Genomic DNA, 17,029 nt, shown 5'->3' with positions numbered 1-17,029 from the left:
TTATAAACCTCCCTCATCTTTAAACGTACTTGTACGTCTGAATTGAATAAATGCGACAATAGCAACAATAAATCCAATAATTAATGACACAACTGCACCCATGTTGAAGTTGTTAAACTCAAATGTCAGATTATACACCCAAGATATCAAGATATCTGTACTACCAGCATTCTGCCCTGACACTGGTGGACCGCCTTTATTAAATAGATAAATAAGATTAAAATTATTGAAATTACCTGCATATTGCATAATTAACAATGGCGCTGTGGCGTAAATGACATGCGGGAATGTGATGTTTCTAAACTTTTGCCAACTAGACGCACCATCCATATCTGCTGCTTCGTACCAATCTGATGAAATACTTTGCAGTACTCCAGTGAACAGTGCAAAGACAAATGGGAATCCAAGCCATACTTGAATGCCGATTAATGCCACTTTTGCCCAAAACGGATCACTTAACCATGCTGGTGCTACACCTAATAAAGGTTGCAAAATATCATTATTTATCGCACCAAATTCATCATTAAATAACGCTACAAATATTAAAATTGTCACAAATGATGGTACAGCCCAAGGTAGGATTAACACAGTACGGATAAATTTCTTACCTTTGACGACAGGGTGATTTACAATAATTGCCAAAAACAGCCCTAATGCAATTTGAAGTGTCGTTGCAACAAGCGTCCATACTAATGTCCAAGTAATAACACTGAAAAATGTTTTACGCCAAACGCCAATTGTGAATAACGTTTTAAAGTTATCTAAACCAACCCATTCTAATGTGTGTCTCGGAGGCGCGTTGTATAAATTGTAATTTGTAAATGCTACTCCAAACATAAATATTAATGGAAATACAACTACAAATATCAATAAGAATGTACCTGGTGAGATTAGTAAGTATGGGAACGTCTTGTCCCATGTTGCCACCATACGCGCCTTCGGATCCTTTATTTCCTCATTGCGATTAAATCGTTCAGCATTACGATATGCATCTAAAATATTAATGATATATAGCATGATTGCGAAAGCAACGAGTAAGATAGAAATAATACCTTGTGCAAGTAAGACACGAGAATCGTCTAACTTAGGTACTGTCCCTAATGTGAACAATCCCCAAAAACCAATATTTAAAAAGCTATAAAAAACAGAAATAAAACTGATGAAAAAGATAAAAAATATCGTCCCTTTAATGGGTCTTTTATTATAAAACTGTCCCAAACCAGGTATAACAGATAATAATGCCGCTAATTTAGGGTTACGTTTCGTCATAACTAATCTCCTTTCTTATCATTTTGTGATGGATGAAGAATCTTAATATTTTGCGTTATATCATTCGTCGCCTCATCTAACGCTTGTTTAGGATTCTTACCATTTGAAATAAATATGCTTGCATTGCCCATCGGTTCCCAAACTTGTCGCATTTCAGGAATATTAGGCATCGGTTCAGCATGACGTGCTTGCTTTTCAAACACTTTTAAATTTGGATTAGATGATTTCACGTCAACACGTCCAGTAATTTCGCTCATTTCATCTGTATATTTTTGTAATGTATCTTTACTAGTGATATACAGCATTAAATCTTTAGCCCAATACTTATGTTTACTATATTCAGATAAATACCAACCACGTACACCTAGAAATGGTTTCATAGGTTTGCCACCATCTGTAGGTAATGTTGTTACTCCTAAATCTTTACCAAACGTTTCTTGATATTCATTAATGTTCCACGGTCCAGTGACAAATTGTCCTACTTTTCCTTCTTTAAAAAGACCAATCATGACATCATGTGTTGCTGCCTTAGGAAGATACCCTTTGTCGTACCATTTTTGTAATCGTTCAGCATTCTTGACGACATGTTTTGAATTTAGTCCTAGCTGATGAATATCATATTCACTGCCATTTTTCTTGAAAATATAATCATCATTGCCGAATAAAAACGGATAATTAAAATAGAAATTTTTAGCATCAAATAACATACCGTATTGTTTCTTTTTACTATCAGTTAGTTTGGCAGCATTAGCTTCAACTTCTTCTAACGTTTGCGGTGCATTTTTCACTAATTTTTTATTATAAAAAAGTGCGGTTGTTTCAACGATAGCTGGCAATGCTAGTTGCTTATTGTCATAATTCATCGCTTTAAGTGCTTGCTTATTGAAACCTTTCAACTCATCTTTTGATAATTTGATTTCAGCAGCTAAGCCTTGTAGATAGGCACTTCCAGTATTATCATGTGCTAAGAAAAAGATATCTGGACCTTTTCCTGCAGGAGCGTCTAGCGAAATATTTTCTAGTTGATCATTTTGACCAATATTTACAAGCTTTACTTTGATGCCAGTTTTTTTAGTATATTGATCCGTAATTTTTTTATAAAACGCCATTTGCTTGTCGCCATCCACCCACATCGTAAGTTGGTTAGGCTTGTCTTTAGAATTATCTTTATTCAATGCTTTATCAATATCTTCTTTCGAACGATTAGGGCCACATGCAGTTACGATTAATAACATTACCACGGCTAACGTGATACATTTTAAAATTTTAGACATGAATACTCCCCCTTAGACGATACGATTTCCTGTTTTTTCATCAAAAAAGTGACACTTATTCATATCAAATGCTAGTGTAATCTTGTCGTTCGCCATCACTTGAGTTCTTGAATCTAATTTAGAAATCAATTCCATTCCTTGGAATGTGCTATGTACCATAATTTCTGAACCTAACAGTTCGGATACAACTACTTCAGATTCAAATTGTGTCTCTGGAGAAGTTTGAATAAATATTGGTTCTTCATGAATGTCTTCAGCTCGAATACCTAAAATAATTTCCTTGTCTAAGTAGCCAGCAGCTTTTAACTTTTCAAATTTTTTATTATGTAATTTAAAATGGTGTGTTCCTACCTTCAATCCGTCCATTTCAACTGTAGCATTCAACATATTCATTGCTGGTGAGCCGATAAATTGCGCCACAAATATGCAATTAGGGGCATCATATATTTCTCTAGGTGTGCCGACTTGCATAATGTCGCCATCTTTCAAAACAACAATTCGACTAGCCATCGTCAATGCTTCAGTTTGATCATGTGTAACATAAATTGTCGTAGTATTAAGTCGCTTATGTAATTTCAATATTTCTGTGCGCATTTGTACTCGAAGCTTCGCATCAAGATTCGATAATGGTTCATCCATTAAAAAGACTTTCGCATCCCTAACAATAGCTCTGCCCAAAGCAACACGTTGACGCTGTCCGCCAGATAACGCTTTTGGTTTACGACCAAGATACTCAGTTAATCCTAATATTTCAGCTGCTTCATTAACTTTTTGTTCAATCTCTTTTTTATTTACTTTACGTAGCTTTAGCCCAAATGCCATATTTTCAAAAACAGTCATATGTGGATATAATGCATAGTTTTGAAATACCATCGCAATATCTCTATTCTTTGGTTCAACATCGTTCATGCGTTCCCCATCAATATAAAAATCTCCAGATGTGATAGACTCTAGTCCAGCAACCATTCGTAATGTTGTTGATTTACCACATCCCGATGGTCCAACAAATACAATGAATTCTTTGTCAGTAATATGTAGATTAAAATCTTTCACTACAGTATTGTTGTTATCATACGTCTTTTTAATATGCTCTAACTTTAGTTCTGCCATGTTATGCCTCCCATACTTTGTTTACAGTTTGATTGTGCAATACACTTTGTGAAAACGTTTGCACAAATACTTACATAAATCATATATTCAGTCATTATTAATGTCAATCATAAATTGTAAACGTTTACATTACTGTCAGAATTAAACTTTTATACAGAAAATTGATATAGTGCACAACTATTTTCTAGTGTGACAATAATGTTTTTTATGTGCGATATTTCACTGCCAATGCTAACAACCTTGTCTTACATTTTAAGTAATATCTAAATCAAACAAGTATGACTTAGCATTACGATTTTCATTGAAAAAAGCAACCATTATGTAAGTATCATACTCACACAATGATTGCTTAATTTTTTAGACTGCGGGCACCCTTCTATAACTACAAATCATATAGGCTACGTTCCCCATCAGGTAACTGATCGATAAACGGTTTTGGATCTTCTGCATATGCATTACCTACGCCACCCTTCATTCTTTGAAAATGTAAATGTGCGCCTGTCGTTTGTATACCTGTATTGCCTGAATATGCAATAATATCACCTGCTTTGACTCGATCACCTACTTTGACATTATATTTGTCTAAGTGTAGATACCACTGGTGATATTCTCCATTGTCTTCGGCAATCTGTAATACCTTGCCGCCCAATTCATTATTAAAGATACGTGTTACTTTACCATTCGTCGGCGCTTTAATTGGTGTACCTTTTGGCAATGCAAAATCAATGCCATAATGCTTACCATCAAATGGTGAATGTTGATATTTACCAAAAGTCTCAGTAATCCGACTCCCTCTAAAAAAGTCTTCCCATTTTGAGTGTCCTTGTCCTTTATGATTTTGTGTCAATTTATCGGTATATTGGTTAAACCATTTTTGAATGTCATCTATATAAATAATCGTAAATAATAGTGAAAGAAAAATGATAATTGTTGCCAAAATACGTTTTGGTCGCTTTGTCATAGTGGCATCCATCCTTCATATATTTTGGGTATTAAGTATATATTCTAAATCAACTATTTCATAATTAAATGCACTCATACTTTAGTAGTACTGCCAAATATAGATGAAGAAAATGATGGTAATTTGAATATTTTGATTGATATTAAATTTTATATCGAGTATAATAATTATACTTAAGAAAATAACAGAAACAGAGGAGAATTTTCAAATGGCAAAAGTATTATATATTACAGCACACCCTTTTAATGAACTGGTATCAAATTCTATGGCGGCTGGTAAAGCATTTATCGAAACATATCAACAACAACATCCTGATGATGAAGTGAAACATATTGATTTATTTGAAACTTATATTCCAGTTATTGACAAAGATGTATTAACTGGTTGGGGAAAAATGAGTAATGGCGAAACGTTAACTGATGATGAACAAATGAAAGTTTCAAGATTGAGTGACATTTTAGAAGAATTTTTAAGTGCAGATAAATATGTATTTGTAACGCCTATGTGGAACCTTTCTTTCCCACCTGTAGTTAAAGCATATATTGATGCTATTTCAATTGCAGGTAAAACTTTTAAATATTCTGCTGAAGGACCACAAGGTTTACTAACTGACAAAAAAGTATTACACATTCAATCACGTGGTGGATATTATACTGAAGGACCTGCTGCTGATTTTGAAATGGGTGACCGTTATTTAAGAACAATTATGACATTCTTAGGTGTGCCATCATATGAAACAATCATTATTGAAGGACACAATGCTGAACCTCATAAGACTGAAGAAATTAAAGCAACTAGTATTAATAATGCTGAAAAATTAGCAACAACTTTTTAAATTTTTAGTTACACTGTGTGACGTCTCAAACGTCATGCAGTTTTTTATTGTATCTCTTTTCCGCTTTTTATAAATATCTATTATTTTCATAAATTTAAAATTTGATATTCACTTTAATACTGATGTAAATATTTTTCAAAATATATTATTATAGTGTTAATGAAGTATTTTGAGAAACGGTGGGAATGTATGAAAGCACATAAAATTTTCTGGTTAAACTTAGCAGCAATTATTATTATTTCAATTGTAGTCAGTGGCGATATGTTTTTGGCAATGAAGTGGGAACAAATTCATTTGAAAGATGGTCTTAAAAAAGTACTAAGTACGTATCCTATTAAAAACTTAGAAACGCTTTATGAAATTGATGGTCACGATAATCCCCATTATGAAAATAATGATCAAGACACATGGTATATAGAATCCTCTTATTCAGTTGTTGGATCAGATGAGCTTTTAAAAGAAGACCGTATGTTGTTAAAGGTAGATAAGAACACACATAAAATAACTGGTGAATATGACACAACTACAAACGATAGAAAAAATGCTACTGACTCGACATACAAAAGTTATCCAGTAAAAGTAGTTAATAATAAAATCGTTTTCACAAAAGACGTAAAAGATCCCGCGCTGAAACAAAAAATCGAAAACAATCAATTTTTGATTCAAAGTGGTGATTTAACAAGCATTTTAAATAGCAATGATTTGAAAGTCACACATGATCCTACCACTGATTATTATAATTTATCTGGTAAGTTGTCGAACGATAATCCAAACGTTAAACAATTAAAACGTAGATATAATATTCCTAAAAACGCATCAACAAAGGTGGAATTAAAGGGAATGAGTGATTTAAAAGGCAATAATCATCAAGATCAGAAACTTTATTTTTATTTTTCAAGTCCTGGAAAAGACCAAATCATTTATAAAGAAAGCCTTACTTATAATAAAATAAGTGAACATTAATACTTATGCTGTAATTATAGAAACATCCAAATCATCTATTAAAATCCTATATTATAAAAACACCTCACATAACTCGTTCAACTGTACCAAACCACATTACATTAGATTTTAGGCTAACTATTGTGATGTACATCAAAAACGAATTTGTGAGGCGTTGTATATTTTACAAAGGTGACTAGCGTTTCGTATAGCATTTCCAACATTACTACACTCAAGCGTCACGCTAAAGTTCGAAATCGAATCCTTTCATTCAACAAAAGCTCATATCCACTACAAACTTCATATCAAGCGTATAAACTATCTTGTGATACTATCTCGATCATATCTATAGTATGCATTTGTGTTCCGTTTCACTGAAGTATATGTATCATCAGTTAAGTATAAACCGTCATCCTTCAATGTTACTTGATAAGCATATTTCCGTGCTAACCAGGCAATATCTATATAATTTTCTCCTGCGTTTTCATAACTTCTTAAATCTTCAATATGTGCACTAACTTCAGGGAAAATGATTCTAACAACACTTTCATCAACCCAATATTTGTCATGCATCCATCGCACTTGATCTGCCAATAAAGGTAACTGCACATCATTGAAATATAGACGAAAGCCGTCACTATCATACATTTGCCGATATGGTAATGGCTGTTTTCTAATCACTAACACCTCGCCACCCATTACGGTGCCTTCTCTAGTATCATCACTTCCACCCGAAGCTTCATACGTTGTTGGGTCAACCTGTAGTCCATGTACATCTCCAATATAAGCATCTGGTTTATGTTCCATTGCATGTCCATGTGCAATCAATGCTAATATTGTAGATTGTGAAAATTGAGGCTCCCATTCAATGCGATTAGGATGGCTACTATAAATTCTAGGTTCATCTATAGCCTGCTGAATATCCATGCCAAACACTAATACATTGATTAATGTTTGCGCAACACTAGCAATGATACTTATGGCACCAGGTGCACCTACTGTTAATATTGGCTTCCCGTGATACATCACAATCGTTGGAGCCATGTTACTTAGTGGTCGTTTATATGGTGCAATTTCGTTAATACCACCATCTACTACATCAAAGCCATCCATTGTCGTATTCAATAACACACCGTAGCCTGGAATCGTGATACCTGAACCATAAATCATACCAATTGATGTCGTAAATGAAGCAATATTACCTTCCTTATCAATCACACAAAAATGAGTTGTTTCGGTATGATTTTCTTCAACATCTGTATGACTAATGCAATCAGACACAACACCATGCTCTATATCAATATTTGCTTTATTGCTATCAATGAGCGTACTGCGTGCTTTTAAATAATCATCATCAATTAATGACTGTACAGGCACCTCATGAAAATTATCATCCGCCAAGTATTGCGCACGATCACTATATGCTAAATGCATCGCTTGTATCAAATGATGCAAGTAATCAACAGATCTTGGACCCATAGATGGTAAATCGACATGTTCTAATAACTTCAATATTTGAATTACCGTGATACCGCCAGAACTAGATGGTCCCATTGAATAAATGTCATAGTCTTTAAATGTTGCACTGATTGGCGCTTTAATCTGAATGTCATATTTGGCTAGATCCTCTAAAGTGATTGTCCCACCACATGCTTTGACAACATTGACTAATTGTTTCGCAATGTCACCTTTATAAAATGCATTAAACCCTTGTTCTCTTAATATTTGAAATGTCTTACCTAATTCGGGTTGTACAATCCAATCACCTTCACGCCAATATTGATTTTCATGCGTAAATACTTGTGCCGTTTCATGATACTTTGTCAATCGTGCGTGTTGCTGGCGCGAATATTTTTCAGTAGCCCAATTGGCTGCATGACCTTCAATGGCTAGTTCAATTGCAGGATTAATTAAATCTTCCAATGACAATTTAGCATAACGCTTGTGAATATAATCAAACAGCTTTGGAATTGCTGGCACAGCGACAGTTTTACCATGTGTAGTCATATCAAAAAATGATTTATATTCGCCTGAATCATCTAGATAAAATTGTTTGTCTACATGTTCAGGTGCTGTCTCACGTGCATCAAACGCAGTTATACTGCCAGTACTTTGCTCATAATATAGCAAATACCCGCCACCACCAATACCTGATGCAAATGGTTCTACCACATTCAATGCCAGTTGAATTGCAATCACTGCATCCATGGCGTTGCCACCTTGATCTAATACATCCTTACCAATTTTAGCCGCAAGAGGATGTGATACGGAAATTAACCCTTCTTTAGATGTTTTTGTCTGTTTGTCATTTAAGTTAATGACCATACTATATCCTCCTACTTTCTGTTAAATATTTAAAACATTATTGATTAATGGCTTTTTCTACTTTTTCTAAATCTTGACGTTGCTCGTTACCAGTATCGACAAGTGGTGTAATCGGTGATGCAATTTTAAATTTATCGCCACGATAAAACTTAATAAATTGATCCTGATCTATCGCATTAACTACTGCTTGTCTCAAGTTTGGATGCGTCTTAAATATACCTTTTTTAATATTTAGCATTAAAAAGACTGACTTGCGTCCATTTTTGCGAATAATGCTTAAATTTTTATCCGACTTAATTAAATCAAAATGTTTTTGATTCACATCTGCCAACATATCAATTGAATGATTTCTAAGTTCTGACAATGCATTATTCGGGTCACCATTAAACTTCAATGTAATATTTTTAATTTTAGCTGGTCCATAACTACCTTTTTCTGTTTCGTTGAATCCTGGATTACGTTGAAACGTTGCTTGATATGCATTTTTCTGTGTCATAATGTATGCGCCACTTGCATACAGCGCATTTTTCCCATCTGAATTTGCAGGAATTGTACTGCTATCCCCATATCCTTTTGGATATTCTTGATTTACTTGATTAACAAATTTTTTAGATAAAATGCCTGCCGAAGAGTGTGTTAAGTAATTTACCTCTCGAGGCATCGATTGATCTGTCGTAATTTTAACAATTTGATAAATACCGTCTTTATTATTTACTTTTTGACCATCTGTCGTTAACGATTTGACGTTATAAGCTTTAATCAACTTATCATAGATTGATTTATCGTCCTTGTCTTTCTCTTTACGCAACTGATCGATGTCCTCATCTTTTAATATCTTGATGTCATTTATATGTTTGTGCATATTGTAAGTATTATTGTTAGGCACAGACTTTTTATCACGTGCTCTATCTAAAGAAAACTTAACATCTTCAGCCGATACACGCTCTCCAGTATTACGTGCTTGTCCATTGACCACTTTCGCAAAATAATCATCATCTCTTAACAAGAAATAAAATGCTTTATTGTCCTTATTCACAGCATAATCATGACTTAACGAACCTTTCGTTGTTAAATGATCATTTTCATCTAATAATAATAACCTTGTGTACATATTCATATTAATTGAATATACTGACGGCGCAATTGAACGTATTGGATCCAATGTAGGAATTTCACCATCTTGTTGTGTCATCACAAGTGGCCGCGTATCTCGTTCTCTACTATTGTTGTAATCAAATTGTTGCCATATTAATGCACGTGAATTTGGCAATCCAACACTATTTTTATCTAACACTTTATTGTCATATACTAAATTCTTTTTTGATCCATATAAAGGCGCCATATACCCTTTATCAAATACAACTTCATCTTCAATTTGCTTATATGTTTGTTTAACATCTGCTTCATTTTGAGTAGAAGCTTTATTTAACAACTGGTCTACATGTTTATCTTTCAATAAACTATTTGATCCTGTAGAACTAAATAATGCCGTCATAGCATAGTTCGGGTCACCAAACACTGTCATCCAGTCATCAATTTGGATATCATAATTGCCGGCTTGACGTTGTGTACGATAGCTACCATAATCTGGTTGGATATTCATCTTCACGTTAAATCCTGCATTTTCCAATTGATCTTTAACGATATTCATATCATTTTCATAACTTGCTTGTCCTAGGAAATGTATTGTTGGTCGCTCGCCTTTCACTTCAACTTTCGATGACTTTTGAGCCACTTCTGATTTCGTAGGGACACCACAACCACTTAATACCAACGCTAAAACTATAATTGCGATACTAATGATTTTCTTCACATCTATCCCTACCTTTTTAATGAATTCTTGGATCTAGTGCATCACGCACTGCATCACCTATAAAATTAAATGCTAAAACGACGAACATAATACAAACACCAGGTACAATAGCTAAATTACTGTGCGTTTCCAAGTAGTTACTACCGGTACGTAAAATGTTGCCCCATTCAGCTACATCAGGTGCAACACCAAGTCCTAGGAAACTTAAACTACTTGTTGTTAATACAACCACACCTATATTTAATGAAAAACGTACAATCATAGGCGCAATCGCATTCGGTAAAATATAACGCCATATGATATTCCAAGTGTTTTCACCAGTGATACGTGCTGCATCTACATATTCCATGCGTTTAATTTCTAAAACACTGGCACGCATTGTCCGTGCAAATGATGGTATATTACCGATACTTAAAGCAATAATTAAATTTGGAATACTTGCTCCAAATGATGCAATAATTGCCACCGCTAACAATAATGATGGAATTGCAAACACTACATCTAAAATTCGCATTATTAAATTATCAATATGATTAAAATAACCTGCGATAGTGCCTAGTAACACACCAAAAATAACTGCAATAACTACTGAAATAATTGAAATTGAAAATGTCAGCTTCGTTCCTACAACTACGCGTGTAAATAAGTCTCTACCGAAATCATCAGTACCAAACGGATAGGCTAGACTCGGTCCATGTAACAGTGCATTGAACTGATTTTTAGTAGCCAATGTCGTATCAAATGTAAATTGTGACACAATTGATAATGTCAGCATGTAGACTAAAATAAGTAACCCGATAATCGCAATACGATGTCTAGTAGTTTTTCGTATAAACGATTCCCACCCGTTATAACTATGTATTTGCGATGTACGTTGGTAACGTCTAATACTTACAAACATTAATAATGTAAATACGTTGCCTGTTAATGTCATCAACAATAACAACACTTCGACGATACGTCGCCATAGGTCATGATGCTTCCATGTTTGTTCCGTTGTTAAAATAATAATTAAAATGATGGTTAAAACGATTAGCAATGTTTCAGCAATATAGAACGTATCGGCCACATAACCTTTAAAAAGATTTAATGCACTCGTTAATATAACTAAAATATAAGTTGCTATGGCGTAACTTGCGAATAATTTTAAGGAAGCTATCTTTGAATTAAGTTGTGCCATATGCCTCACTTCCTTTCGTTGATTTCACTACGTAATTTTGGATCGATTAAAGCATAAAATATATCAATAATTAAGTTTGCTAAAGATATTACAATTGATATATATACGACCCCACCCATGACTGCTGGAATATCAGGTATTAGTTGTTTTTGGACGATATAACGCCCGATACCATTAATGTTAAATACTTGTTCCGTCACTGCTGAACCGCCTAGTAACTCTGCCACTAGAAGACCAACTAACGTTACAATTGGAATAATGGCATTTTTCAAAATATGTTTAATAACAACTTGTGTCGTCGATAATCCTTTTGCATAAGCAGTTAAAACATAATCGCTGCGCATTACTTCAAGTACAGAAGACCTTGTCATACGCGTGATAGAAGCAGCAATACTTGTTCCAATGACAAGTACAGGTAAAATCAACGATATTGGATGTTCTGGCATATAAGATGGTGGCAAAATATCCAATTTCAATGAGAACGCTAAAATGAATAATAGCCCTTGCCAGAAACTTGGAATAGATAAACCAATTAATGCAATTATCATTAACGTGATATCAAGCCAACTATTTCGCTTCATCGCACTGATAATACCAATTGGTATTGCAATAATTAATGCCACCATTAGCGCTAATACTGCGACAATTATTGTAATTGGAATTCTTTCGCCAACTGCTTTAGTCACAACCTCATTCCCTTTGTAAGTCGTACCTAAGTCAAAGGTAAAAACACCCTTGATGGTATCCCACAATTGAATAAAATAAGGTTCGTTAAGATGATGTAATACATTGAATTGATGTATCTGTGCCTTTGTTGCATTTTGTCCCAGTATGCTATAAGCCGCATCAAGCGGTGAAAAATACAGAATGGTAAACACACTGACAATAACACCAATGATGACAATCACAGCCATGACAATTCGTTCAAAAATATATCTAACTAATGGCTGTAAATAAAAAGTCAATAAGATGAACATCGGCAAGGCCAATATCACTTTGATCATGATGAACTTATGAAATAATACATTTTCAAAGTATGTTGAAAAATGTGCTTGTTCAATATTCTTTGAACTCGTATTAGAACTTTGTGCCTTGAATATTTTTAATGCTTCTTTATGTATTTGTGTGGATGACTTTTGCTGCGATAAATATTTATATTTTTGATGTAACGCCTGTTCAATTTCTGAAATTTCAGAATTATTAGCGTAAAAATTTTTCCTCTTAGCAGAAAAGAAAAACTTTATCACTGCATATAAAAATATTGGCAAGCTTAATACCGATAATACAAACTTGTAAAATGCCTTGTGATACAACGACTTAAAAGATTCTAAATAAGTAATTATGATAATCACTCCTTGTAAAATAATCTTGAGTAGATTACTATGATATACAAAAGTATAGAATAAATTTACACATTTGTGAATAGGGAGGCACAACATCATGTCAAATTTATTAGAAGTCAACAGTCTGAATGTACAATTCAATTATGATGAAACTACAGTTCAAGCGGTAAAAAACGTCTCTTTCGAATTACGAAAAAAACATATCCTAGGTATTGTTGGTGAATCAGGATCAGGAAAAAGTATTACCGCTAAATCTATTTTAGGGCTACTACCAGATTATCCAGATCACACATTAACAGGAGAAATTATTTTTAATGGGCAATCGTTAAATAATTTATCAACTTCAGCGTTACAACAAATTCGAGGTAAGGATATTTCAATGATTTTTCAAGATCCACTCTCTTCGTTGAATCCAAGATTAACGATTGGCAAACAAATTACAGAAGTAATATTTCAACATAAACGTGTATCTAAATCTGAAGCAAAGTCGATGACAATAGACATTTTAGAAAAAGTAGGTATAAAACATGCAACTCGACAATTTGATGCTTATCCACATGAACTTTCTGGTGGTATGCGTCAACGTGTCATGATAGCAATGGCATTGATTTTAAAGCCACAAATTTTAATCGCAGATGAACCAACAACGGCATTAGATGCCAGTACACAAAATCAATTACTGCAGTTAATGAAGTCCCTTTATGAGTACACAGAAACATCTATTATTTTTATCACTCACGATTTAGGCGCTGTGTATCAATTTTGCGACGATGTGATTGTAATGAAAGATGGAAGTGTCGTTGAAAGTGGCACGGTTGAAAGTATTTTTAAATCGCCACAACATACCTATACAAAACGCTTAATAGATGCGATTCCTGATATTCATCAAACGCGTCCGCCAAGACCGTTAAACAATGATATTTTATTAAAATTCGATCGCGTGAGCGTGGATTACACATCACCGAGTGGCAGCCTATACCGAGCAGTTAATGATATTAACTTGGCTATTAGAAAAGGCGAAACATTAGGCATTGTCGGTGAATCAGGGTCAGGGAAATCGACATTAGCTAAGACGGTCGTCGGTCTAAAGGAAGTGTCAGAAGGCTTTATTTGGTATAACGAATTACCATTAAGTTTATTTAAAGATGATGAATTGAAATCTTTACGACAAGAGATACAAATGATTTTTCAAGATCCATTCGCATCTATTAATCCAAGATTTAAAGTCATTGATGTGATTAAACGACCACTAATCATTCATGGGAAAGTCAAAGATAATGATGACATTATTAAAACTGTCGTATCGTTGTTAGAAAAGGTTGGCCTAGATCAAACTTTCTTATATCGCTATCCACACGAATTATCTGGTGGGCAACGTCAGCGTGTAAGTATCGCGAGAGCACTTGCTGTTGAACCTAAAGTGATTGTTTGCGACGAGGCAGTGTCCGCTTTAGACGTTTCAATTCAAAAAGATATCATCGAGTTATTAAAACAATTACAGTTAGACTTCGGCATCACTTATTTATTCATCACACATGACATGGGTGTTATCAATGAAATATGTGATCGCGTTGCAGTTATGAAAAATGGCGAAATCGTTGAACTGAATAACACAGAAGATATTATCAAACATCCGCAGTCAGACTATGCAAAGCAACTTATTTCAGAAGTAGCAGTTATTGCTAAATAAAAGTCATGCGTTGTGCAACTTTATCACTGTATGGTCTGAAATAAATTGCGCGACTTCTGATGTGTTATGTTAGATGACTTTGTCATACTAACTATATTGTGCTAAGTTAGGGCTCGGCACCATATCAAGTTTTAGGTGCTTTGCCATGATTTAAGAGTCACCCCCATACTTTGGGCATTTTAACGCCAGAATAAATCCCCCGCCACTATGTGAAGTGTGGGGGATTATTTATATTTTATTAGAATATTCAGATTTTTGAGTGTGTCAACTTAGCTTAGTCAATGTATATTTAACGTCACTTACTCTTTTTCTTTCATAATTAACACATTCAAATAAACTTTGATCAAAAAACACAAAGTTAAAAGTACCATCTTGTAATATGCTCTCATACATTATCCCGTCATATTTAAGGCTTCGAATATAATCAGCTAAATATTGAAATGGCAAATAATCTATTCCTTGTTCATCGCTTGGATTTGTTATTCCTTTATGAATCTTTTTTAATGTTTGGTAATTTACAAAATACTTTCTAAATCCATCATCGCCAGCTTTGATTGCATTACTAGTTAAATTAGTTAAATTCGCAATTTTCAATTTCTCTTTTGTCACGTTTTTTTGTAACTTAACCTTACCTATATAAATAATGTCATTATGCTTAGGTTTAACTTCTTCTATACTGACCTGTTCTTTTGTACTAAGGTATAATACGCTTATCCATTTAGAATTCAATCTTCCTGCCGTTGCAAATCCCTTTGGTGGTGACATTAGTTCACTTTTCTCTGTAATGAACTTAACTATTCTAGATCTATATAATGGTTCAAATCTTTCTCTAAATTCCTCAATACTATAGTAATTAGTAGTGATATCGAGAAAGAACGCTAAATTCTCTAAATTGATCATATTTTTATGAAATCTATTTTTATACTTCAAGCTCTCACAAAATCCATCCCAGTCATTATTTGCTACAATTAGATTTTTATTTGTATATTTTTTATCGTTTATGATTTTAGCGCCTACTAAATCTTCCAACACTCGTCTATCTAAATTTTCATCATCTTTAAAAAGTTCATTTAAAATACAACTTATTTGAGCTTCCTCAACATTAAATATACTCCAGTCGTCTTTTAATGCTATTTCAATCTTTTTACCTTCTTTTGGGCTAAAAGTATCTGGTAAATTTATACTAATATCATATAATTCTAATGCTGGTCTTAAATAATCTCTAATAAGTTCTAATTTATCTATGTCCTTAGTCGTATCAAATATTTTAACACCAAGATGATTGTTATCAATATCACAATTGTCAAATTTGCTATTATCATTTGCAATGATTTCTACGATTTCAGTATTATTAAAACATTTTTCACATATTTTCATTTTGAGACTCCAAGTATCTATTCATAATTTCTAGGTGATGCATGATAGATAACCTTTTAATTAAACCTAATCCTGGATACTTATTATTTTCATTTAATTCTTCAAATTGTCCAAGCGCATAAGATCTATTTTTAATATCTAAGTTTTTTGACCATGTTACTAATTTATCTACAGCCTCAAAAAACTTTTTACCTGGATTTGATCTATCATTATTAGAATCAGAGACAAAATGCTTAACTCTTAGCTCATTAGCCTCATCAAAATAGACAATATGTATCGCAATAGCTAATGGCGAAAAGCCACCGTCTACATATTCTCCACCTATAACAGAATAGTCTGAAAATGCTACGTATCCATCTTCCTTATAATAAAGGTGATCGTCGCTATAAAACTCGTCATCATTATCTAAATAATCAACATTACGACTTAGTTTATTAAAAGGATCCATAATGATGCCTTTGTTTGGAATATTACGCAATTTACGTTTAATGTGTCTATCATCTGGTACAAAAACCATTTCAAGTTTATTTTTATCTCCAAACATTTCCCAATCATCTACACTTGTTAAAATAGCTAAACTATTACTTGAAAATTGCTGTTTCAACCTATCATTGCCTTCATCAGAAGGACCCAAGTAAGCTTTTTGAATAACACTTTTGTTTTTTGTTATTATTTCAGTTAAATGTGCAACAGTTTCGTTACTAATCTCTTCTTCAGTTAACTTTGAATTTACTACTAAATTTATAGAGAATGCTTTTTCACCACAGTATTGCAAAGTATTTTTAAATGTGGTTGTATATTTAATTGGTTCAATTATAGGTTGAATACAATCACCAATCAAACCTTTCTCTAACAATTCTCTAATTGCAAATAGTTCATTTTGTTTCCCACGCAAATAAGGATAATACAT

General features: G+C 33.5%; 13 protein-coding genes. 3 read left to right on the top strand and 10 right to left on the bottom strand.

What is annotated here, in order from left to right; genetic code table 11:
* The 4 genes from AA076_RS00830 to AA076_RS00815 all read right to left on the bottom strand — a co-directional run bounded on the left by AA076_RS00830 (nucleotide 1) and on the right by AA076_RS00815 (nucleotide 4,614).
* Nucleotides 1-1,269 (bottom strand): sugar ABC transporter permease, encoded by a 1,269-nt coding sequence (locus AA076_RS00830; RefSeq protein WP_000166888.1) that lies wholly within the window; start codon nucleotides 1,267-1,269, stop codon nucleotides 1-3.
* A gap of 2 nt (nucleotides 1,270-1,271) precedes the next feature.
* Nucleotides 1,272-2,543, bottom strand: a complete 1,272-nt coding sequence (locus AA076_RS00825; protein ID WP_000034961.1) for a maltodextrin ABC transporter substrate-binding protein — start codon at nucleotides 2,541-2,543, stop codon at nucleotides 1,272-1,274.
* 12 nt (nucleotides 2,544-2,555) lie between these two features.
* Nucleotides 2,556-3,653: an ABC transporter ATP-binding protein gene (locus AA076_RS00820; protein WP_000818914.1), complete on the bottom strand. Its 1,098-nt coding sequence runs from the start codon at nucleotides 3,651-3,653 to the stop codon at nucleotides 2,556-2,558.
* 382 nt (nucleotides 3,654-4,035) lie between these two features.
* Complete coding sequence (locus tag AA076_RS00815; protein WP_000166917.1) at nucleotides 4,036-4,614, bottom strand: M23 family metallopeptidase; 579 nt, start codon at nucleotides 4,612-4,614, stop codon at nucleotides 4,036-4,038.
* A gap of 208 nt (nucleotides 4,615-4,822) precedes the next feature.
* Here AA076_RS00815 and AA076_RS00810 point away from each other — a divergent pair, with 208 nt between their 5' ends.
* Together AA076_RS00810 and AA076_RS00805 are read left to right on the top strand one after the other, a co-directional pair.
* The gene (locus tag AA076_RS00810) at nucleotides 4,823-5,449 is read left to right on the top strand and encodes an FMN-dependent NADH-azoreductase (RefSeq protein ID WP_001151451.1); all 627 of its coding nucleotides are present in this window, start codon (nucleotides 4,823-4,825) and stop codon (nucleotides 5,447-5,449) included.
* A 189-nt stretch (nucleotides 5,450-5,638) separates the two neighbouring features.
* Nucleotides 5,639-6,412 (top strand): tandem-type lipoprotein, encoded by a 774-nt coding sequence (locus AA076_RS00805; protein WP_000643616.1) that lies wholly within the window; start codon nucleotides 5,639-5,641, stop codon nucleotides 6,410-6,412.
* A 297-nt stretch (nucleotides 6,413-6,709) separates the two neighbouring features.
* On the opposite strand, the gene ggt is transcribed toward AA076_RS00805, so the two are convergent.
* Genes ggt through AA076_RS00785 form a run of 4 tightly spaced genes read right to left on the bottom strand, consistent with a single transcriptional unit; the run spans nucleotide 6,710 to nucleotide 13,193 of the window.
* Nucleotides 6,710-8,716: a gamma-glutamyltransferase gene (gene ggt, locus AA076_RS00800; protein WP_000236428.1), complete on the bottom strand. Its 2,007-nt coding sequence runs from the start codon at nucleotides 8,714-8,716 to the stop codon at nucleotides 6,710-6,712.
* Between the two features lie 37 nt (nucleotides 8,717-8,753).
* A complete protein-coding gene (locus AA076_RS00795) occupies nucleotides 8,754-10,529 on the bottom strand; it encodes an ABC transporter substrate-binding protein (RefSeq protein WP_000720804.1) in 1,776 nt (591 codons plus the stop codon).
* A gap of 16 nt (nucleotides 10,530-10,545) precedes the next feature.
* A complete protein-coding gene (locus tag AA076_RS00790; RefSeq protein ID WP_000057899.1) occupies nucleotides 10,546-11,709 on the bottom strand; it encodes an ABC transporter permease in 1,164 nt (387 codons plus the stop codon).
* Between the two features lie 5 nt (nucleotides 11,710-11,714).
* Complete coding sequence (locus tag AA076_RS00785) at nucleotides 11,715-13,193, bottom strand: ABC transporter permease (RefSeq protein WP_001797475.1); 1,479 nt, start codon at nucleotides 13,191-13,193, stop codon at nucleotides 11,715-11,717.
* On the opposite strand from AA076_RS00785, the gene AA076_RS00780 reads away from it, so the two are divergent.
* Nucleotides 13,150-14,742, top strand: a complete 1,593-nt coding sequence (locus tag AA076_RS00780) for an ABC transporter ATP-binding protein (RefSeq protein WP_000067349.1) — start codon at nucleotides 13,150-13,152, stop codon at nucleotides 14,740-14,742. The two genes, AA076_RS00785 and AA076_RS00780, sit on opposite strands and share 44 nt — an antisense overlap.
* 264 nt (nucleotides 14,743-15,006) lie before the next feature.
* Here the strand turns inward: AA076_RS00780 and AA076_RS00775 are convergent, their stop codons facing one another.
* On the bottom strand, nucleotides 15,007-16,119 hold the full coding sequence (locus AA076_RS00775; protein ID WP_000686456.1) for an RES family NAD+ phosphorylase: 1,113 nt from the start codon (nucleotides 16,117-16,119) through the stop codon (nucleotides 15,007-15,009).
* Nucleotides 16,106-17,029 (bottom strand): sce7725 family protein, encoded by a 924-nt coding sequence (locus tag AA076_RS00770; protein WP_000291761.1) that lies wholly within the window; start codon nucleotides 17,027-17,029, stop codon nucleotides 16,106-16,108. The genes AA076_RS00775 and AA076_RS00770 overlap by 14 nt, the downstream gene beginning before the upstream one ends.

It is taken from the genome of Staphylococcus aureus (genome assembly GCF_001027105.1).
In the GTDB taxonomy this organism is placed as follows: Bacteria; Bacillota; Bacilli; order Staphylococcales; family Staphylococcaceae; genus Staphylococcus; species Staphylococcus aureus.
This window is presented reverse-complemented; position numbering and strand designations above follow the sequence as displayed.

What these genes read in the sequence shown, in the direction of transcription:
- AA076_RS00830 (WP_000166888.1), bottom strand. Translation starts at nt 1,269, where the DNA reads ATGACGAAACGTAACCCTAAATTAGCGGCATTATTATCTGTTATACCT.
- AA076_RS00825 (WP_000034961.1), bottom strand. Translation starts at nt 2,543, where the DNA reads ATGTCTAAAATTTTAAAATGTATCACGTTAGCCGTGGTAATGTTATTA.
- AA076_RS00820 (WP_000818914.1), bottom strand. Translation starts at nt 3,653, where the DNA reads ATGGCAGAACTAAAGTTAGAGCATATTAAAAAGACGTATGATAACAAC.
- AA076_RS00815 (WP_000166917.1), bottom strand. Translation starts at nt 4,614, where the DNA reads ATGACAAAGCGACCAAAACGTATTTTGGCAACAATTATCATTTTTCTT.
- AA076_RS00810 (WP_001151451.1), top strand. Translation starts at nt 4,823, where the DNA reads ATGGCAAAAGTATTATATATTACAGCACACCCTTTTAATGAACTGGTA.
- AA076_RS00805 (WP_000643616.1), top strand. Translation starts at nt 5,639, where the DNA reads ATGAAAGCACATAAAATTTTCTGGTTAAACTTAGCAGCAATTATTATT.
- ggt (WP_000236428.1), bottom strand. Translation starts at nt 8,716, where the DNA reads ATGGTCATTAACTTAAATGACAAACAGACAAAAACATCTAAAGAAGGG.
- AA076_RS00790 (WP_000057899.1), bottom strand. Translation starts at nt 11,709, where the DNA reads ATGGCACAACTTAATTCAAAGATAGCTTCCTTAAAATTATTCGCAAGT.
- AA076_RS00780 (WP_000067349.1), top strand. Translation starts at nt 13,150, where the DNA reads ATGTCAAATTTATTAGAAGTCAACAGTCTGAATGTACAATTCAATTAT.
- AA076_RS00775 (WP_000686456.1), bottom strand. Translation starts at nt 16,119, where the DNA reads ATGAAAATATGTGAAAAATGTTTTAATAATACTGAAATCGTAGAAATC.
- AA076_RS00770 (WP_000291761.1), bottom strand. Translation starts at nt 17,029, where the DNA reads ATGTATTATCCTTATTTGCGTGGGAAACAAAATGAACTATTTGCAATT.